The 19,972-nt window shown below is 60.8% G+C and carries 15 protein-coding genes; 7 read left to right on the top strand and 8 right to left on the bottom strand.

The window, feature by feature from the left end; all coding sequences use genetic code 11:
* Window positions 1-154 precede the first annotated feature (154 nt).
* From AC1DIP_RS16230 to AC1DIP_RS16205, 6 genes are all read right to left on the bottom strand, one after another.
* Entirely contained in the window at window positions 155-1,024 is an 870-nt protein-coding gene (locus AC1DIP_RS16230) for a carbohydrate ABC transporter permease (protein WP_285244101.1), read from the bottom strand.
* Window positions 999-1,946 carry a carbohydrate ABC transporter permease gene (locus AC1DIP_RS16225; RefSeq protein WP_285244100.1) on the bottom strand — a complete coding sequence of 316 codons (948 nt, stop codon included), beginning with the start codon at window positions 1,944-1,946 and terminating at the stop codon, window positions 999-1,001. Before AC1DIP_RS16225 ends, AC1DIP_RS16230 begins: the two co-directional genes overlap by 26 nt.
* A 70-nt stretch (window positions 1,947-2,016) precedes the next feature.
* Entirely contained in the window at window positions 2,017-3,240 is a 1,224-nt protein-coding gene (locus tag AC1DIP_RS16220) for an ABC transporter substrate-binding protein (RefSeq protein WP_285244099.1), read from the bottom strand.
* A 634-nt stretch (window positions 3,241-3,874) separates the two neighbouring features.
* The gene (locus tag AC1DIP_RS16215; protein WP_477734346.1) at window positions 3,875-4,825 is read right to left on the bottom strand and encodes an alpha/beta hydrolase; all 951 of its coding nucleotides are present in this window, start codon (window positions 4,823-4,825) and stop codon (window positions 3,875-3,877) included.
* Window positions 4,826-4,874: 49 nt separating this feature from the next.
* Window positions 4,875-7,094, bottom strand: coding sequence for a glycoside hydrolase family 3 N-terminal domain-containing protein (locus AC1DIP_RS16210; RefSeq protein ID WP_477734345.1), 2,220 nt, complete (start codon window positions 7,092-7,094; stop codon window positions 4,875-4,877).
* Window positions 7,095-7,601: 507 nt separating this feature from the next.
* Window positions 7,602-9,155, bottom strand: coding sequence for an MDR family MFS transporter (locus tag AC1DIP_RS16205; RefSeq protein ID WP_477734344.1), 1,554 nt, complete (start codon window positions 9,153-9,155; stop codon window positions 7,602-7,604).
* 249 nt (window positions 9,156-9,404) lie between these two features.
* Here AC1DIP_RS16205 and AC1DIP_RS16200 point away from each other — a divergent pair, with 249 nt between their 5' ends.
* The 6 genes from AC1DIP_RS16200 to AC1DIP_RS16175 all read left to right on the top strand — a co-directional run bounded on the left by AC1DIP_RS16200 (window position 9,405) and on the right by AC1DIP_RS16175 (window position 16,446).
* Window positions 9,405-10,613, top strand: coding sequence for a flavin reductase (locus tag AC1DIP_RS16200; protein WP_477734343.1), 1,209 nt, complete (start codon window positions 9,405-9,407; stop codon window positions 10,611-10,613).
* Between the two features lie 131 nt (window positions 10,614-10,744).
* A complete protein-coding gene (locus AC1DIP_RS16195) occupies window positions 10,745-11,683 on the top strand; it encodes a LysR family transcriptional regulator (protein WP_477734342.1) in 939 nt (312 codons plus the stop codon).
* A 69-nt stretch (window positions 11,684-11,752) separates the two neighbouring features.
* A complete protein-coding gene (locus AC1DIP_RS16190) occupies window positions 11,753-12,889 on the top strand; it encodes an LLM class flavin-dependent oxidoreductase (RefSeq protein ID WP_477734341.1) in 1,137 nt (378 codons plus the stop codon).
* Complete coding sequence (locus AC1DIP_RS16185; RefSeq protein ID WP_477734340.1) at window positions 12,886-15,357, top strand: beta-glucosidase; 2,472 nt, start codon at window positions 12,886-12,888, stop codon at window positions 15,355-15,357. Before AC1DIP_RS16190 ends, AC1DIP_RS16185 begins: the two co-directional genes overlap by 4 nt.
* Window positions 15,354-16,001, top strand: coding sequence for a TetR/AcrR family transcriptional regulator (locus AC1DIP_RS16180; RefSeq protein ID WP_285244091.1), 648 nt, complete (start codon window positions 15,354-15,356; stop codon window positions 15,999-16,001). Before AC1DIP_RS16185 ends, AC1DIP_RS16180 begins: the two co-directional genes overlap by 4 nt.
* A gap of 121 nt (window positions 16,002-16,122) precedes the next feature.
* Window positions 16,123-16,446, top strand: coding sequence for a hypothetical protein (locus AC1DIP_RS16175; RefSeq protein WP_441871075.1), 324 nt, complete (start codon window positions 16,123-16,125; stop codon window positions 16,444-16,446).
* A gap of 74 nt (window positions 16,447-16,520) precedes the next feature.
* Here AC1DIP_RS16175 and AC1DIP_RS16170 read toward each other — a convergent pair whose 3' ends face one another.
* Window positions 16,521-17,495 (bottom strand): Gfo/Idh/MocA family protein, encoded by a 975-nt coding sequence (locus tag AC1DIP_RS16170; RefSeq protein ID WP_477734339.1) that lies wholly within the window; start codon window positions 17,493-17,495, stop codon window positions 16,521-16,523.
* A 611-nt stretch (window positions 17,496-18,106) separates the two neighbouring features.
* The gene (locus AC1DIP_RS16165; RefSeq protein WP_477734338.1) at window positions 18,107-18,694 is read right to left on the bottom strand and encodes a PadR family transcriptional regulator; all 588 of its coding nucleotides are present in this window, start codon (window positions 18,692-18,694) and stop codon (window positions 18,107-18,109) included.
* A 154-nt stretch (window positions 18,695-18,848) separates the two neighbouring features.
* Between AC1DIP_RS16165 and AC1DIP_RS16160 the strand changes: the two genes are divergently transcribed.
* On the top strand, window positions 18,849-19,943 hold the full coding sequence (locus tag AC1DIP_RS16160) for an aromatic ring-hydroxylating oxygenase subunit alpha (RefSeq protein ID WP_477734337.1): 1,095 nt from the start codon (window positions 18,849-18,851) through the stop codon (window positions 19,941-19,943).
* Window positions 19,944-19,972: the final 29 nt, after the last annotated feature.

The raw sequence follows: 19,972 nt of genomic DNA, 5'->3' as shown, positions 1-19,972 counted from the left end.
GTCGGTGGTCGTGGCGTCAACAGTTCCCCGGGCGAAGAGCTTGTCCCTGTCGTAAATGTCGACGATCAAGCCCTCAAGCCGGGTCCAGTCGTCAGCCGGTTGCCAGGGGGTGTTTCCATCCATCAGATTGGGCGTTACGGGGATTCCAAGTGCGTCAGCTCTTGATGCCACCGGCGTATCCCTGCATCAGCTTCTTCTGCGCAAAGGCGTAGAAGGCCAGCACGGGTGCCATGGCGATCAGCACCACTGCGAAGCTGAGGTTCCACTGTGAGACGAGGCTGCCCACGAAGTTATAGACGACCACCGGCAAGGTCATGTAGGGGGAACCGTTGAGGAAGATGACGGCTGTGAAAAAGTCATTCCAGACAAGGAGCCCGGACAGTATGGCAACCGTGCCGGTGGCAGGGCCCATGAGAGGGAAAATTACCCGCGTGAAGATCTGGAAGCGGCTGGCGCCGTCCAGCGTGGCAGCCTCCTCGTAGTCTCTTGGCAGCCGGCGGAAGAACCCGGAGTAGAGGAACACGGAAAAAGGCATGGTCATGGCCGTGTAAATGACGATCATTCCCCAGGGGCTGCCGACGAGTCCCAGGCTGCGTGCTCCGATATAGAGCGGAAGGATCCCGAGCTGGGTTGGCAGGACGATCGCAATAAGGAAAATTCTGAAGATCCTGTCGGAGAGCTTCCGGGTGCTGCGGGCGAAGACGTATGCTGCGGCAGAAGAGAGCGCGATGAGCAGGAGTACGGTGCCGGTGGTAATAACCAGGCTGCTGAACAAACCCTGGTACACATTGCCGGACTGGCTGCCGGCGGGTGAGAGGAGCTGGATGAAATTGTCGAGTGTCGGGGCCGGGGGAAAGGAAAAAGCCGACGTGGTAACGACTTGGTCAGTCGTTTTCAGAGCGGTGCTGATCAAAATCCAGAAGGGAAGCAGGAGAATAATGGCAGCACAAACTACGAGGACTTCTCTGAAGAGCGACCATTTAGTATAGCGATGCATTTTAGTCTTCCCTAACTGCACGGTCACGCGCGACGAATTGCTGGATGAGGGCGAGAATCAGGATAAAGACCGTCAGGACGAGTGCCGCGGCTGCGCCTAAACCGAATCCTCCATAGATAAATGTCTGTGAATACACCTGGGTCGCCAGTGTCTGGGTCGCATCCCCTGGCCCACCGCCGGTCAAGGTCAAGACCTCGTCGAAAACGGTGAGCCCTTGGATGAGGGTCAGTACCGTTGCGATGGTTACCGATGGCTGGATGGTGGGAAGCGTGATGTTTCTGAACGTTTGCCATATTCCAGCTCCGTCCAGGGCTGCGGCTTCTTCCAATTCCACCGGTACCGTGGCGAGACCGGCCAAATAGATCACCATGACAAATCCGATGCTCCGCCACACCATGACGGCCAAAATACACCACAGCGCCAGGGCGGGGTTGGCCAGCCAGTCCTGCTTCAGACTTCCCAACCCCATGGAGTTCAGAAATTGGTTGAGCGGTCCGTCGTAAGCGAAGATAAATTTCCAGATGAACGAGACAGCGACTGAACTTAGGACCACGGGCATAAAAATCAGGGCGCGCAGAAAGTAGCGGCACTTCAGCGTGCGGTTCAGCGCCAAGGCGAACGATAACCCGAGGAGGTTGGTGAAGACCACAAAACCTGCGGCCAACAACAACGTATTGCGCACGGAGCCCAGGAGTGCCTGGTCGCGGAACACGTGGATGAAGTTGTCGAACCCAACAAAGTTGAAATCGCCCAGTCCGGTCCAGTCGGTAAAGGCGTAGAACGCTCCCACCGCCGTCGTCAGGTAGGTGACGACGAGCGTCAGGGCGACGGCTGGAAGTGCCCACCACCAGCGGCCGAAACCGACCCCGGCCGTACCCGTCCGCTTGGCTGCGATGGGTTCGTCAGCGTTGGTTTCAGGGGGTTTTAGTGTTCCGTTGGTAATAGTCACTGTCTTATCTTCCTTGTTCTTGCGTGAGGTGGGAGGTGCCGGCCAAATGATCTTGGCCGGCACCTGTCCGTTAGTTGCCCCAGGCTGCGTCCATGTCCTTCAACACGTCGTCCGGCGATTTCTGTCCGGTAATCATGGCCGTGATGCCCTTCCCGAGGCTGTCGTAAACCTTTCCGGAAGGCCACTCGTTGTACCCCAGCGGGCGGACGGTGTCTTGCTTATAGAAGTCGGCAATTGGCGCGTAACCTGATGGCAGCTGGTAGTCGCCGAGGTTGACGGGAATCGCGCCCAGACCCTTCGCCAAGCCTTCAGCGCCTTCTTTTGTCGTCAGGGACTTGAGGAACTTTTTCACGAGGTTCGGGCTCTTGGTCTTGGCGTTGCCCGCCAGGGCAAGCTCGGACGTGGTGCCCAGGTATGTCTGTGATGCACCCGGGGCCGGCATGGGAAGGATCACAGGATTTACGGCACCCTTTGTGGCGTTGGCGATAGCCGTGGTGGCCGCGCCTGGTGCGAAGAATCCGAGCGCCTTGCCCTGGCCCATCCCGCTGTTCAAGGCATCGAAACCTGCCCCGGCTGCACCCTCCTGGAAGCATCCCGCATCAAACATCTGCTTGACGCCTCCGACAGCTTGCTGCCAACCTTTGTCCCCCGCGAACGTTGTCTTTCCCGCGATACGGTCAGCATTCCACTCGGGGTTGGGGCCGTAGACCGTTGACGAGGCGAGTGCCATGGTGAGGATTCCAGGGTTTCCGGGGACGGTGCCCGCCAGTGCCGTGAGAGTCACGCCCTTATCACGGGCGACAGTGCACTGTTTTAGTAAATCATCGAAGGAGGACGTCGCATCCAGCTTCACGCCGATTTCTTGTGCCTTGGCTTGATTGAAAATCAGGCCGGCCGGCATGTTGGCAACGGGAACTGCATACACTTTGTCGTTGTATTTGAAGAGCTTCTCAATGCTTTTTGGAAGCGTTGTGCTGAACTCGGGGTCGTTGAGCTCCAGAAGGAGGTTTGCTTTCGCGAAGCCGGTCATGGATCCGGTTTGGCCTTGTCCCGAGAATATGCTCAGGACATCAGCCGCGCTTCCGCCTTGCAGCTGGGTCGTGATTGTCTGCGGCGCGGTCTCCGTGGGCAGCTTGACCAGTTCAATTTTGGTTCCCGGGTTGGCTTTCTCGAAGTTTGCAGCAGCATCCTGGAAGAAGGTGTCCGTGGGGTTGATCTGGGAAAAGGCAAATTTGATTGTCTGGGGTTCGTTCTCCGGGGAAGCTGTTTGGCTCGAACTTCCACAGCCGGACAAGACAATGGTTGCTGCGACGGCCGTCGCTCCGACTGCGAGCCATCCCCGCGGGGAGTTGGACACGAATGACATGGGTAACCTTTCAAGACATCGTTGTCGAGGGGCGACCTCGCGGAAACGCAAGCCCTCTGTGGTTCAGCAGCTCGTTTCGATGGAGCGCTTTTCTAGTAAATCCAAGTAGACCCAAGATCGCCGGGCCCGTCCACGCGACTTTGCTTATGGTCCTCATTGACGGAAATGATGGGACGGCTCGGCCAGAACTCATGGTGAGGCCGTCCTCGATCAGAAGGCCGGGAGCCGGAGCCCCACGGGCCTTATCATCAGCGTTCGCGGGACTACGACGGCGCCCTTTGCTGCCTACGTCGAAGCGGACAACATCCCGTTGAGCGGAATTCGCTCCCTCGACAGGCCTTGACACGGCTGATCGGAGGGACCGGTGGCGCGGGCTGAACAGTTCGGTCTCAATGGTGCTGCCGGCGACGAAGTCGTTGTTTCAGGAACTCCTGGGTACCCACAGACTTTGGGTCCGGTATGGGAACGGGGTGGCCCGGAGGGTAGTTCCTTGGCTCGGCTCGGTGTCCCGCGCCCCGCTGCCGGGGCCTTTCTCCCGCTGCCACCGCCCAAGGGGGAGGTGTTACCCGAGGGGGTTGAGCCGGGATGCTATCCGGTTCAAGGCCTCATCAACCGGTGCCAGTGCTTTTGGCAGATTCAAGAACCCGTGGAAAACTCCCCGGATCATGACCTGTTCGACGTCAACACCGGCGGCCGCGAGGGAGGCGCTGAAAGCCTCACCGGAGGCCCGCAGATCGTCGTATTCTGCGTTCAGCACAAGTGTTGGACCCAGCCGGTCCAACGCTGCTGCGTCTGGGGTTGCATAGCCTGGCGGGTTTGACCTGACAGCCCCCAGATAGTGGTCCCAGGCTGATTCGAACATCTGCCCTGAGGGGCGCATGGCTGGAACGATCTCCCTCAGTGCACGGGTAAGTGACGCGGAAGGGGCAGGGAGATCCGGGTGCATGAAGGGGTAGGCCAGAACCAGATTCTCCGGAGTCCAGCCGTCCTCGTCTTGGAGACGCAAGGTTGCGCCGGTGGCCAGGTTGGCACCTGCACTCGCGCCGCCGATTGAGACAGCATCAATGCCCAAATCCTCAGCATTTGCCCTGACCCAGCGTACGGCTGCCGTCACGTCGTCCAGGGGAACCGGGTAACTGATGCCGTTCCCTGCCAGGCGATAGTCGACGCTGATAATTACAGCGGATGCACGGTGGGCAAGCTCGCGGGCGGTCCAGTCCGCTTCATGCATGTCCAAATCACCAAACATGAAGGCACCGCCGTGCATCCAGACAAATGCGCGCCGCTTCTGCCCCGGTTCGCCAGGGTGGGAGTAAATGCGTACCGGAATAGTGCCGTGGGGTCCGGGAAGCAGCACGTCCCTGGTCGGAACCATGGGGGGCAGTGACGCATCGGGGTAGGCCCCGAACTCCTCCAGTTTGGCCCGCATTTCGGGGTTTGAGATGGCGTCGTCCAGGGATGGTATTCCGGCTAGAAGCGGGAGCCTGGATTCAATGTCGGGGTGAAGCGGCATGGATGTTCCTCAGTTGTGTCGTGGCGTGTGGGGTAAGGGCACCCATTTGTCATTGGGTTAGCCGCAGGACGTGGTGGGCGGTGTCGTCCAGTCCACCGCCGACGTAAATATCGAATTCGCCGGCCTCGACGAGGTATGAGCCTTCGTTGTCCCAGAATCCCAGGTCTTCCCAGCCCAGGGAGAACTCGAGGGTCTTGGTCTGGCCGGGGTCGAGGCTGGTGCGGGTGAACGCCCGCAGCCGCCGTACCGGCTGGGCCAGCGATGCAGTTCGGTCATGGATGAAGAGGAGTGTAACTTCGTCTCCGGTTCGGTTGCCGGTGTTGGTCAGCTGGATTTTCAGCGATACCTTGTTCCCGCTGTGCAGAGCCTCCAGGGGTAGCTCGTCCGTGGCCAGTTGGAGCTGGCCGTAGCTGAAGGTTGTGTAGCTCAGGCCGTGGCCAAAGGAAAACTGCGGCCCGAGCGGAAGGTCTTTGTACTTCGACGTGAAGACGTCACCCAAGTTGTCCGGCCCCATGAGCCCCACATCAATGTCGCCCTCATCGAGGGTCGCGGAAATGCTTGCGGGGCGCCCGGTATTTTCGTGGTCGTAGTAAATGGGGACCTGACTCGATGACCGCGGGAAGGTCATGGGAAGGCGGCCACCGGGGTTTGCTGCTCCGGTGAGAGTCCTGGCTACGGCAGCGGGCCCTTCCAGACCGAGATGCCAGGCTTCCAGGACAGAGGGTGCCAGGTCGATCCAGGCGCTGGTGACCAGGGGTCGGCCGTTGAACAGTATGACAGCGAAGGGCTTGCCGGTGCCGGCGATCGCGGCGATGAGTGCTTCCTGTCCTCCCGGGAGCCTTAGGTCGCTGCGGGAGCTTGCCTCCCCCGTCAGGGCGCTGGGTTCACCGGCAGCAACGATCACGACATCGTGCTCGGCTGCTGCTGCAACTGCCGCATCGAGGAGGGCCGGATCCGATTGGTAGAAGGGACTGCCCTCCATCACCGTTACCGACCAGTCGGGGCACTCAGCGCGGATAGCCTCTGCAAGGGTTCCGGCAGGCTCGGCGAATGACTGTACCCATGCGCCCAGATGGTCCGAGCTCGCCGCATAGGGGCCGACGAGGAGGACGCGTTTCGGTGCCGGATCCAGGGGAAGCAGCGCATCCTCGTTTTTGAGCAGCACGATGCTTTTTTCGGCAGCGTGGCGGGCGGCTGCCCTGCTTTGACCGGACGGGGCGAGAATTTCCAACGCCTCGTCGCGATATGGATTGCTGAACAAGCCAAGTGAGTGCTTAAGTCGTAGGACCCTGCGCACAGCATCGTCGACTCGTTGAAGGGGAACCTCAGCGGGACTGAGTGGTGTGTTGCCATCAGCGTCGACAACGTTGCCGCCCATTTCGACGTCGAGTCCAGCGCGGAAGGATTGGCCGAGACCGTCGGCAATATCAGTTGCCACCCCGTGGGCCATGAGGTTATGGACGCCATCGGCATCCCCGACCACCACACCTTCAAAGCCCCATTCTTCTTTCAGGATCTTCGTCAACAGGTCTTCGTTTACGTGTGCCGGCCTCCCGGAAACTGTGTTGAAGGCCGCCATAACACTCGCCGCGCCCGCATCTACTGCGGCCCGGAAGGGTTCCAGATATACGTTTCGGAGCCGCTGGACGGACACATCCACGGTGTTGTAATCCCGTCCACCCTCAGCCTGGCCGTAGGCTACAAAATGTTTGGCACAGGCAAGAATGGAATTGTCGTCGGCAAGTGAGTCCCCTTGATAGCCGCGGATCTTTGCGGCCCCGAAGACGCTGTTCAGCCGGGTATCCTCCCCAAATCCTTCCACAACGCGGCCCCACCGGGGGTCGCGCGAGACGTCGATCATCGGGGAGAAGGTCCAGTTGACGCCGCCGGAGGCGGCTTCCATTGCCGAAATCCGGGCGTCCGTCTCGGCTATACCGGGTTCAAAGCTCGCAGCCTGCGCCAGCGGCACCGGGAAGGTGGTGCGTTGGCCATGGATCACGTCCAATCCGATGAGCAGCGGAATACCATGCGGCGTCTCCTCCACGGCCGCGCGTTGGAGTTCGTTGGCGGCGGCGGCGCTCCGGGGCCAAAAAACACCTCCGATGCCCGCGCGCACCAGTTCCTTGGCCTCTTCAAGCCGCGGGCGGTAGCCGATCTGGAGCTGGGCGAGCTTCTGCTCCCAGGTCATGGATGCGAGGAGCCTTTCGACGACTGCTTCGCGGGATTCGACGTCGTCGTCCCGTTCCGCTGTCTTTGAACCCGTAGCCATTCATTCCTCCTGCGTTGTTTCCTACACAAAAATTCGTGCTGCCGGTAGGGCGTGCCAGGGTGGACAACTGCAGCACAGCAGCTTGGCACCATGGCTGATCTCCCCTGCCGGTTCCTAAGAAAGGAGGACGAGTTGCCGTACCCGGCGCCAGTGACGGCCGGCGCAAATCCAACCTACCGGCAGCAGCAAGACACTGGCATTGCTTGCATGATCAGCAAAGTGAATGCACCTTATCCGGACTTCGAATAGATGCTGGCAATAAACCGGCGCACTCGGTTGCACACGCCTGCATTCCCCTGCCGGTCTGCCGTCGCCATCACTTCTATGGTTTTTCGTGCCAAGGGGATGCCTACCGGCTCGTCCTTCGAGCATGCTCAGCATCGACGGTCCGGCCCTGGATTGCGGGTCCGGTTTTCCTCTGCTGCTGGGAAGGTGAAGTATCCCTGTGCACAAAAGTTCCTTGCAGACTCCGCGCGAGGGCCCGGTGGAGGGGAAAATTCCAGCCGGTTACTTTGTTGGGTCCGCCTCGGACAGCCGCTGCTCGGGCATAAAGACGGATAACAAGACGCCGGCTCCGAAGATGCAGGCCAGGAGGGCGAACACGGGAAGGAAAGCGTTTGCGTAGATGACTGACACACCAGCCTGCAGTTCTGCCGGCAGCCCAGCGACTGTTACAGGATCAGTGATGGCTGTAACCGGGAGGTTGAGCTGGTTGGCAGAGGCGCCCCGCGCCAGTTGCGTGGCGAAAAGGCCGCCGAAAACAGCGGTGCCCACTGTCACCCCAAGTTCGCGCAGGTAGCCCAAGGATGCAGTCACTCCGCCCACCATCGACTGCGGCATGGCATTTTGTGCAGCGACCACTGTCAGTTGCATGAAGCTGCCCACGGCCAGACCCAAAACTGCCAGCAGGACTCCTACGACCGCCAAGGGGGTGTCCGGATGCAGCATACGGAGGCAGACGGCCACGGCCGCCGCCAGGGCCGAACCGGCGAGCGGGAATACCTTGTACCGGCCTGTGCGGGTAACGAGCAAACCGCTGAGGTTGCTCGATGCCATTAGGCCCAGCACCAATGGGAGCAGGATGAGCCCTGCCGCCGAGGCGGACGTCGAGTAGACCATCTGGACGTAGCTGGGCAGGTATGCCACCACGCTGAAGAGCCCGGCACCGACGACGAGGCCCAAGCCTGCAGCATTGACGACCGGCCAGCGCCGAAACATTCCCATCGGTATCAGTGGATGCCTGGAACGCACTTCAACCAGCACAAAGAAAACAGCAGACATAGCCGTGAGGGCTCCCAAAACGAGGAGCAGCTCTGTCTGCGCGCCCGTTTCGGTCGAGAGGGAAACAAGTGCCACCAACGAACATGTGAAGATGACCATCAGCAGGGCGCCGGGCCAGTCGATGCCACCGCTGCCGCGGACCGTACGCAGGCGTCGCAGCGAGAATGCCATGGCCAGCGCCAGCAGGCCAACGGGAAGATTGATCCAAAACACCCAACGCCAGCCCACGGTGTCGGTGATCGCGCCGCCAACCAAAGGACTGACGACGGTAGCGATGCCAAAGACCGAACCAAGCGGTCCCAGGTACTTCGGTCTTTGCCTCGGCGGTACCAGGTCGGCGATGATGGCGGCGGGCAGCACGGCAAGCCCTGCCCCGCCAAGACCCTGGACAGCGCGGAAGATGGAGAGCTGGACCATGTCCTGGGCGAAACCGCACAGGATGGAGGCGCCCAGAAACACCACCAGCGCGACCGTCATCATGAGTCCCCGGCCGAACCGGTCACCCAGCCGGCCGTAGAGCGGCATGCCGATGGTCATGGCCAGGGTGTAGGCGGTGATGATCCATGCCATGTGGCTCGCACCGTCGAGCTCCCCCACCACCGCGGGAAGTGCCGTGGCAACGATCGTGTGGTCCAGGGCGCCCAGCAGCACAATGATCAGCAGGGCAGCATATGTACGGCCGATGCGTACAGCTGGGGAGCCCGCGACGTTCTGTCCAGATCCTTTAGAAGCCTTCTGGACGTGGGGAATATCAGTTTGGAACAAGTTTGAACGGCGCACCGCGACCTCGCTTAGGCAGAGCCGGAAGGCCGGCCCGACACCGGCCAGGTGCGCGTCCGGGGGAACGTCCACCCCGCACGACGGGCCCTTGAAAGCCCCAGTGTCCCGATGACGCTACCACTGCGGAAACGCCCGGGGTCAACGCAGCGGCATCGCAAATACCGATGAGCCGCATACCGCAGAACTATTTCCGTCGAGCTCAGAAAACACCGTTTACTGGACAAAACTCAACGAAGAGGAGAGCTCCCGATGACACAGATCATCCCTGCTTCCACTGATCAATCGCAGGAAACAAGTCCTGGCAATGCGGCATGGTTCCGTTACGTTTTGGGCCAATACCCCACAGGCGTCACGCTCATCACCGCAGCCCCCGAGGGGGGTGATGACCCTGTAGGAATGGTGGTGGGAACCTTTAGCTCGGTGTCCCTGGACCCCCCGCTGGTGTCCTTTATGCCGGACGTGCGTTCCACCAGCTGGCCCAAGATCCGCGCGGCCGGATCATTCTGCGCCAACATTCTGACTGCCGGTCAACAGGATGTCTGCAGGGCGTTCTCCCGAAAGGCCGCAGACCGCTTTACCGCCAGCAGTTGGGCGGACACCCCTTCGGGCAGCCCTCGACTGGAGGGAGCCGCCGCCTGGGTGGACTGCGAGATTGTGGATGTAATCCGCGCCGGCGATCACGACATTGTGATCGGCAGGGTCAACGCCTTGGGCGTCGGTTCATCAAAGGAACTTCCACTGCTGTTCCTCCGCGGAGGCTACGGTTCATTCAGTATTCCTTCGATCTTCTCCCCGGCCACTGCGCTCACCCGGCACGTAAAAGCTGCCGACGCCGCGCGCCCGGAGATTGAGTCTCTCGCACAGGAGCTCAGGCTCGAGGTCCTCGTCAGCGGCGTGGTGGATGATTCCGTTGTGGTGCTGACAGCGGCAGGGGTGGACAGCTCTCCGGGCGGTTCACCGTCCCGGGTCGGGGTGTCCTTTGGCCTCGCCGCCCCTCTGGCTCCCCTTCATGTTGCCTGGGCCGGAGAAGGGGCCGAAGCGCGGTGGATCACCAACGCTCGGGAAGTGGTCGGAGATATCGATCCGGATCTTGCCCACGCTGAACTGATGAACGTCCGCCAGGCAGGTTACGCAGTTTCCGTGGACGTGGGGGCAGCCGCGGAGTTTGAACGGATGGTGCAGGTCCCCAGTGACACGGCCGCTCCGGACCTCAGCGGGGTTCTTCCCAAGCTGCTCGCGCATATGGCCGCCTCAGGCCCTCCTTCCATCGATGACCCCTCCGGAGTCACTTCACTTCACGCACCCGTTTTCGACCCGGAAGGACGAGTGGCAGTAACCCTGACCCTCAACGGCTTCTCGGGTTCCGAGACTGCCCTGCACATTGCTGATTGCCGGGACCGCCTGTTGTCGGCCGCTCGCGCGATCACCAAGGAAATCGGAGGTCACTCCCCCATCTAGCCAGAGGACGCGGGCAAGCTGCATGTTGACCGGTACTGTGATCTGACCCATAATTAGGATCAGTATTCTAATTCGTGTTCGGGTCGATGGCGCCTTCGGGAGTCTGCATCCGACGACTCTGGAGGCAACTCGTGGTCAACTTGTTGACAGCCGATCTCAATTTGCTGGTGGCTTTGGACGCCCTGCTTTCCGAGCGCAATGTGACAAGGGCGGGAGCCCGGATCGGGATCAGTCAGCCCGCCATGAGTTCTTCTCTGCAGCGGCTCCGCCGGCAGTTCGACGACGAGTTATTGACGCGGGTAGGTTCTGTTTATGAGCTGACTCCGCTGGGACAGGTCCTCAAAGATGACGTGGCGGATATCCTGCGCCTGGTGGAACGTACTTTCGACGCGCAGGCAGTTTTTGATCCGGCTTCCTCCACGAGGAGTTTCCGCGTAGTCACGTCGGACTACTGCCTTACGGTGCTCTCAGAGACGCTGATGGCCATGCTGCAGGAGCAAGCTCCCTCGGTGCAGGTTCATTTCGATGCGGTTACCCCGCTGGCTGTGGAGCGCATCAAAGAGACGCTTCAGGCTTCGGATCTCATGCTCATTCCCAAGGGGCATTTCTCGGGTTTTCCGCACACCGAGCTGTTTACGGACAACTGGGTCTGCGTCAGCGGAGCTGATTCGCCGCAGCGGGATCTGACGATTGAAGAATTGCGGGCCGCACGCTGGGCACGGCTTTTCGGAACCGAAGCAGATTCCACGCTGGCGGACCGCAAGGTCAACGACCTTCAGCTCGGCGAACGGACAGACGTCATTGTCGACACGTTCGTCATGCTCCCCTTCGCCGTTGCCGGGACGGACAGGCTGGCCCTTGTACAGGAACGCCTGGCCCGCAAATTCTCCGATGTCGCAGGGGTCCGCATCATGCAACTGCCGATCAACCTACCCACCCTCGTGGAGTGTGCCTGGTGGCACCCGTCCAAGTCCGCGGATCCAGGGCACCAGTGGTTCCGTCGCCTCGTCGCCAAGGCGGCAGCCCAGCTCGAACCAGATATTCAACGAACCCTAATTCACACCAACTGAACCGGAACCCACGCTGCCACAAGCGGCGCGGCCGAACCGGTTCCGCACCAACCCATCCCAGGAGTTTTCATGCATTTTTCCCTGTTCCTCACTTCCCGTTCCCGCGGCCCGGAAGAAGACCGCCCGGTCATGGAAGCCATGGTCGAGCACGCCACAGATGCCGAGCAAAAAGGCTTCGACGCCGTCTTCCTCCCCGACCACCACTTCACCGGCTATGCACCACCGGCCAGCGATCCCTTCGTGTTCGCCGCATACCTCGCCGGCAGGCTGGAGCGGATGCACTTCGGTTTCTCGGTCCAGACCCTCGCCCTGCACCACCCGGTGCGGTTTGCAGAGCGGCTGGCCCTGCTGGACCAGCTGACTGACGGCAAACTCCTCGTGGGCGTGGGCAGCGGCACCACCCCGGAAGAAATGATTGGCTTCGGCGTCAAATACCAGGACAGTTCCCGCCTCGCCAACGAAAACCTCGAAATCGCCGAAAAGCTGTGGGCGAAAAAGCCGGGCGACGAGCCGGTCATCTTCGACAACGGCCACTACAGCGGCGCGGTGGTCTCACGGATCGTTCCGACGCCCTACACCAGGCCCGAACCACGGGTCATGTCCGTCGCCGCCCGACCCACCAGCGTGGAGCGGGCGGCCAAGAAGGCCCAGCCGGCTTTCATCCTCGGCTTCACCCCGCCAGTGATTGACAGCGGAAACGCATATGAGCAGGTGAAAAAGAATTTCGCCACCTACCGCACCGCCCTGGAGGCCGCCGGCCATTCAGACGAAACAGTTGCAGCGGCCCTGGAATGGACCACACACTCCTACCAGCACGTTCACATCGCCGAAACAGACGAGCAGGCAGCCGCCGAAATGGACATCATTTTGGAGCAATACCAGGAAACCGTCGAACATGAGTACGCGGCTAACAAGGCTGCCGAAGCCATCAGTGGTGTGGATCTTCGCCCCACACCGGATGCGCGGACAGAGGGCTACAAAGGGACGTGGTGCCTTTACGGCAGCCCCGAAACAGTCGCAGCAGAATTGCAGAAATACGCGGACCTCGGCATCGGCAATGTGCTCATGGCCTTCATGGGCGGTCCACTGACTGAAGAGCGCCGCCGCTTCACCCGGCAATCCATGCAGTTGTTTTCTGAACGGGTCCTCCCCCTGATGGCAGCCGCGGGTGAAACCGCAGAAGCCGAAAAGGCGGCAGTACTGTGACGAGGGGCCCGGCAGCGGAGGCTTCTACGGCCGGAGACGAAATCGGCAGTACCGAGTTTTCCGGGGCGGAGCTGACGGGAGGGCTCAACGGCTGGAGCACCACGGCGAGCCCGGACCTCGGGGTTGCGGAGATGGTTCTGCTCGACGGTCCCCTGGGAATCGTCAGTAAAGCCATGGACGAGCGGGACACCTCCCTCATGATGCCCTCCGGCACCGCACTCGGGGCCACCTGGAACCTCGACCTGGTAACCGAGATTGGTGAGCTGATCGGACAACAGGGGCTGGAACGAGGCGTATCGGCGATCTTGGGACCAAACCTGAACCTGCCCCGCTCACCACTTACCGGGCGCGGATTCGAGATGTTTTCTGAAGACCCCTACCTGACAGGTGTACTCGGTGCAGCCTGGGTCAACGGGCTGCAGTCCCAGGGCGTGGGTTCCTGCACGAAGCACGTCGTCGCGAATGACACAGAGACGGAACGACGGCGGATGAACTCCAAAGTCGACCCCGTGTCGCTGCGCGAAACATACCTGCGCCCCTTCGAAGCCACTGTCCGCCAGGCGAATCCATGGATGCTGATGATGGCATACAACCGGGTGAACGGAACGCACTGTTCCCAGCACGGAGAACTGATCGGCATCCTCAAGGACGAATGGAAGTACGACGGGGTCGTCGTGTCTGACTGGTACGGCGTGGACAGTACCGTAGCTGCCGCCCGCGCCGGGCTGGATCTGGAAATGCCGGGACCTGCAACGTTCCTCGGCACCCGTTTCGCTGATGCTGTTGCCGAAGGTACTGTCCCCGAATCACGGCTGCACGACGCGGTGAAACGCGTTACCCGGCTTGCCGAACGAACGGGACGGCGCACCGGTTGGCATGCCCCTGTCCCTGCCCGCCTCCGCACCCCAAGCGAGCAGCGGGACCTGCTGGCACGGGCCGCGGCTGAATCCTTCGTGCTCCTGGAGAACAGGGACGAGGTGCTTCCCCTGAACCCTTCAACGCTCCGGACACTGGCCATCGTGGGCCCGAATGCAACCAAACCCTGCTTCCAAGGCGGGACGTTTGCCACCGTCCGACCGGAAGGGGAACTGGTGACACCACTGGAAGCCCTCCGGAGTGCCTTTGGTCCAGATGTTGAGGTTCTCTACGAGCCTGGAACCAGAAGCTCATCGCCGCAGCCGCTGACAGAAATCGGATCCACCACCCCAGACGGCACACCAGGTGTTCTCTTGGAGATTCTTCCTCCCGCCTCGGCCGAAACCGAGGAAATTCTCTACCGTGAGGTCAGGCAGGCCTCCTCGTTCGTATGGTTTGGTCCTGTTCCCGGCCTCGGCGCCGGCGTCCCCGGCCGGGCCAGGATCACCGCCCGGCTGCGGCTGTCTGCTGCCGGGCGGTGGCAGCTGGGCGCCGGCGGTACCGGTTTGACATCCCTTCGCGTCGACGGGAAAGGGGTCCTGGACGTTCCACCGCCGGCCCCTGATGACGTGATGGGCGTCGTAGCCCGCGCCGAAACCCAACAGGTCGTCCTTGACCTGCCGGCCGGCGACATCGAGGTGGTCGTCGAAATGGCCTTCGAACCGGGCAGGGTCCAGGCCATCACCGCTGTTGCAGCTCCCGAAAGCACGCACGACCCTCTGGAAAAAGCCGTAGACCTGGCTGCACGTGCTGATGCCGTTGTGGTGATCGTCGGGGACGAGCAGAGCTCGTCAAGGGAAAGCGCTGACCGGACGACCGCGGCACTTGAACCATCGGCTGACCGGCTGGTTGAAGCAGTGGCTAACGTCAATCCGGAGACTGTCGTGGTGGTGAATGCATCACGGGCGGTACTGCTTCCATGGGCCGACAAAGTCAAAGCCCTGCTGATGGCCTGGTTCCCAGGCCAGGAATTCGGGCGGGCCCTTGCATCCGTACTCACCGGTAACGCGGCACCCACGGGGAGGCTCCCTGTGACGTTCCCCCAACGGAACGAGGACATTCCTGGCTGGGGAACAAGCCTGGACGCTGAGCTGACATTGGACTATTCCGCAGGCGAACCCATCGGGTACCGGCATTTCCAGGCATCCCGGCAGGCGCCTCGTTACCCCTTCGGCTACGGACTTGGATACTCCCGGTTCGAAGTGCTCGAAGCCGCCGTTGCTGCCGCGCATCCCAGAATTGGTGGTCCTGAAGAGGGCGTCAGTGGCGTCGCGGCCCACGTAATACTGAGCAACAGCGGTGACACCCCAGGCCGGGACGTGGTGCAAATCTACGGCAGGGCTGACGGAGAGCCGGAATCGCGGCTCATGGGCTTCGCTGCCGTGCACCTCGAACCCGGACAACAGCGGGAAGTCCAGATTGCAGTTGATCCATTCGGATTCCGCCGCTGGAACACCGCAACCTCATCCTGGACCGTGCCCCACGGGGATTGGGAGCTGCGCGTCGCCCGCCATGCCGCTGATCCTGGCATCCTTTGTAGGATCAGGTTGTGACCCCAGCAGAAACCACGCATCGGGAGCCAAAGCAGGCCAGGAGCCGTCAATCGTTTGAGAAAACGATCGAGGCGGCCCTGGCACTGCTCCAGGAATACGGCAGCGATGAATTTACCCTCGCCGATGTCAGCACCCGGGCAGGAGTTTCGATCGGTTCCATATACGCACGTTTCGAAGGCAAGGACGAACTGCTCCGGGTGGCTCACGGGCGGAAGATGGACGACATCGACGCCGTCACCGAGCATTTGTTCAAGTCATTGCCCCGGCATCCTGAGGCAGGCCTTCGCTCCGTTGCCCGGGAGGCCATAGATCAGATCATCGAGGTTCTGTGCCGCTACGCAGACATCCTCCGGCCCTTCATGCTGCGTGGATCCAACGACGAAACACTCTCCCAGCGCGGTACCGCTTCCTATGGTGCACTTGCCGATCACTTCACCACGGTTCTGCGACAATGGCCAGGAGAAGATCTAGAGCAGGCGGACATCGACTGGTGCTTCAACGTTGTCTACAGCGTCGTCGCCCGCCGGCTCGGTTTGGGCAGTACCGTCGAAGGCAGCGGCAACCTGCCCTGGCCAGAAATAGCAGCGAATCTGGCGGGTATGGTGGCCTCATACCTCCACGCTTCCCTGCAACAATCCAACTAATCTCTTACTCGCCATCCATACCGTCGATACCGCCTATCAACAAACTCGCCTTCCGGCAGGTGCCGACTCTGGGCATAGTTGAACCAGCAAAGCGTGGCACGAGTTCGTAGGAGATCAAGAGATGCAGGTACGGGTCAGTCCCGGGTCAGTAGCGTTGGACGAGCCGGATGACTGCAGCAGCTTCAAGCTGTTGTTGGCGAAGGAAGCCCGAGCAAACCTGCCCGCCCTCCTCCAGACTGCTTCGGCCGGAAAACTCGACCACGAGGACGTCCTCGTCTCAGTCGACTGGATCAGGAGTGAGTGCACCGGCCGAATCGGCATGGGCTGGAACTATCGCTTTGCCAACATGCTTGTGTACGCGGCCGGAAAGGGCTGGCTCAGTGATGACGGCACGCATGTACGGGCCCACATCGAGACAGACTCCGGGGAACCAGTGGACTCGTAGCCTAAGAGCGGTGGTGCGTAACCTACCGTGAAGCCGCGGCGGGCAGCGGGAATTCTCAGTGTGGTCTCTCCCGCTTATTGCTGGTCAGTCTGTAAGTATTTGATTTGACGACGAATTTCATCCAGCGTGTCAAAGATCCGTGCAGTCTCGTCCAGGCTGTGGAGAGCGTGTTCGCGTTTACCATCAAGGATTGCCGCAGTCACCTCGCGGAGCATTGGTGTATAGCCGTTCCCCTCCCGCTTGGTCTTAAAGGTCTCAGTCGTCTCACCGGTTTCGATACTGAAACGGTGCACCGTGAACTGCGATGCGAACCAGAACCCAGCGTCCATCGTGATCCAACCCGTAGTTCCCGACAGAGATGCTGACTGGTCCAGGAAGTTAACCATGGAACTGGCACCCTGGGCGAAAGTTCCATTGCGATAGTTGAGCGTGAAGTTTGCACTCACATCAATCCCGTTTTCGCGCGTTACGCCGGCGGCCGTGATCGTTGAGGGGGTACCAAGGAACATGTGACTAAGGGTTACGGGGTAGATGCCTTGGTCCAGCAATGAGCTACCCCCGGGCTTCCAGCGGCTTGAGTCATCTTCAGGGAATGGCGCGCCGAAGGAAGCCCTAATACCCCGGACCTCGCCGATCGCTCCGCCACCGATGACTTCCTGAAGCCGGAGGTAGAGGGGATTGAATTTCATCCACATCGCCTCCATCAAAAAAACTCCCGATTTCGCGGCGATGCCGGCAAGTTCCCTGACCTCGGCCGCGTTCAATCCGATCGGTTTCTCGCACAGGACGTGGCGGCCCCGCGTGAGGGCCTCGCGGGCATACTCAAAATGGGTTACGTGTGGCGTCCCGATGTAAACAGCATCAATGTCAGAGTCGAGCATGCTGAGGTAGTCATCACCATGAGCGGGGATGCTGAAAGTCCGGGCAAACTTTTGGGCAGTCTCCGCATGACGGCTGGAGACAGCGGCGATGGTTGCGTTGCTGACCAAGGAGAGGTCCGCGGCGACCTGCTGAGAAATGCCGCCCGTCCCGGCAATGCCCCACCGCAACCGTGTTTGCGAAGAAATGGGCCCCGGGCCCGATGAGCCAGGCCTGGGAGCCGGACTTGTGTCACCGACAGCAGCCAGGGGCAGTGTCCCCGTGCCGCTGCTGCCACAGCCGCTGGATGACCCTTCACCTTGGTGCATAAAACTGCCCCTTCTTTTTTTGATTTGGGATCCCCCGTAAGCGAGGTAGCCGGCGGACCAGCATCTACCACACGGACCTGTGGAAAGGGCTTACGGAATGATGCCCTCGTCCATTGGCTACCGGTCCGTGCCTTGAAGCCAGTCCCCGGAGATCGTCCCGGAGTTCGGAGCCGGGAGCTGTCACCACTACCTTCTCTGTTAGTACATCTCGCGCGGAAGACGAGTGTTCTTATGCACGGTATGCGTCGGATCTATACCCAGCAGTCGTCGTCATGGCGGCGCTGAAGTCAGGCAGCAAGGTTCAGGCCATGTTCTTCATCCCCACAGGGTTGTCCGGGACCGGTTACCGCCCGCCCGGGACAACGCGGGAGCATATGCGAGGACCAACAGGTTCTGTGAAGCGTCTCGATGGGAAGCAGGTGTGGATCATTCCACCTTCCGGGCATAGAAGCGGTCCCTGGCGTGGCTCCTCGTCAAGGAGCTTCGTCTAGTGAATCGATCAGTTTCAGACCGCGTTGTGCCCACTCTATTTCCGTCTGCGCGCGGGCGATCAAGCCCTCATAGGTGAAGATCTTGTAAGCGGTAGTGCGCTGCCGGTCTGACTCCGGCGTCTTGGCGAGGCGCTTAGTTAGCATCACATTGGTGCCGGTCCGCAGTTCGTTGATCATGGCCGCCCACTGCTCCCGGCGGAGGGTGTGGTAGTCGATGTGGGCCTGCATGTGCGCCCGCGCAGCCTTCGGGTCGGCCAGTTCCAGGTACGCCGCCTTCAGATGCACCGGATCCCGCTCCCGGGAGTATTCCAGTGGGGTGTTCATCCACTCGCGGAGTGCTGCGATGCCTGCTGCAGTTATCCGATACTGCGTCTTCCTGCTGTTCGGGCCCCAAGGTATTTCCTCCCCGGTTAGAAGCTCATCCCTCTCCATCCGCCTCAACTCGGGGTAAATCTGCGAATCAGGTGCATGCCATACATAGGCGACGGAAGATTCAAAGCGTTTGGACAGGTCGTAGCCCGTCATGGGTTCTACTGTCAACAGCGCCAGCAACGCATATCGAAGACTCACACAACCTCTTTCACTCCGACTGTTGCCAATAACTATATCGATAGATATTCTGTGACCCACCATACTAACTATCGTGATAGTTATTTCGGCTTGCTGTCTCCTCTGCCCGGTTTGCGGTAGTGCAGCTGAAGCCCTTTTACATCTAAGGAAAACCATGACGGCTGTCAGCGCCCAGAGCTCCACAACGAATAAGGTCCTCGGTTACCCCCTGAATGTCTGGTACGTCGCCGCATGGGACAAGGAAGTCACACGCAACCCCCTGTCGCGTAAAGTCGCCGGCCGCCCCCTGGCGCTTTACCGCACTGAGGACGGCAAGGCCGCGGCACTTGCCGACGCCTGCTGGCACAGGCTCGCACCGCTATCCCTCGGCAAGACGGTCGGCAAGGATGGCATCCAGTGTCCGTACCACGGCATCGTGTACAACTCAGCCGGACGCTGCGTCTCCATGCCGGCCCAGGAAACCATCAACCCAAGCGCTACTGTTCCATCCTTTCCCGTGGTGGAGCGCTACCGCTACGTCTGGGTCTGGCTCGGGGACCCAACATTGGCTGACCCTGACCTGGTTCCCGACATGCACCAGCTGGATTCTCCTCAGTGGGCAGGGGACGGTGAAACGATCTACGCACCGTGCAACTTCCAGCTGGTGCTGGACAACCTTATGGACCTCACGCACGAGGAATTCATCCACTCCTCTTCCATCGGACAGGATGAGCTGAGCGAGTCTGAATTCGTGGTTACACACGACGACCACACCGTCACCGTCACACGCTGGATGTTCAACATCGACGCACCGCCGTTCTGGCTTAAGAACATGCGGGACAAATTTCCGGGTTTCGAAGGGAAGGTGGATCGCTGGCAAATCATCACCTATCGATCCCCATCAGTTATCAACATCGACGTAGGAGTGGCCAAAGCCGGCACAGGAGCCTTTGAGGGCGACAGAAGCCAGGGAGTCAACGGATTCGTCATGAATGCCATCACACCGGAAAGCGATAAGTCCTGCCACTACTTCTGGGCTTTCATGCGGAACTACCGCCTGGACAGCCAGCTGATTACCACTCAGCTGCGGCAGGGCGTCCATGGCGTGTTCGGGGAGGATGAAGCAATGCTCACGGCCCAACAGGCTGCCATCGATGCCAACTCCGACTACGAGTTCTACAACCTGAACATCGACGCAGGCGGCATGTGGGTTCGCCGCCTGATCGAGCGCCAGCTCGAATCCGAAGGCCGTCTCGTCCCCCTCGCCTAACGCGAGGCAGGCAAGAATTGAACAGGTGA

This window comes from Pseudarthrobacter sp. 05T312, from assembly GCF_056396685.1.
Note: the sequence above shows the minus strand (reverse complement) of the source record. Positions and strands in the feature narration are given on the sequence as shown.

Bases quoted from the DNA above. Each gene is read 5' to 3' on its own strand.
- AC1DIP_RS16190 (WP_477734341.1), top strand. From the start codon at position 11,753: ATGCATTTTTCCCTGTTCCTCACTTCCCGTTCCCGCGGCCCGGAAGAA.
- AC1DIP_RS16210 (WP_477734345.1), bottom strand. From the start codon at position 7,094: ATGGCTACGGGTTCAAAGACAGCGGAACGGGACGACGACGTCGAATCC.
- AC1DIP_RS16160 (WP_477734337.1), top strand. From the start codon at position 18,849: ATGACGGCTGTCAGCGCCCAGAGCTCCACAACGAATAAGGTCCTCGGT.
- AC1DIP_RS16200 (WP_477734343.1), top strand. From the start codon at position 9,405: ATGACACAGATCATCCCTGCTTCCACTGATCAATCGCAGGAAACAAGT.
- AC1DIP_RS16215 (WP_477734346.1), bottom strand. From the start codon at position 4,825: ATGCCGCTTCACCCCGACATTGAATCCAGGCTCCCGCTTCTAGCCGGA.
- AC1DIP_RS16175 (WP_441871075.1), top strand. From the start codon at position 16,123: ATGCAGGTACGGGTCAGTCCCGGGTCAGTAGCGTTGGACGAGCCGGAT.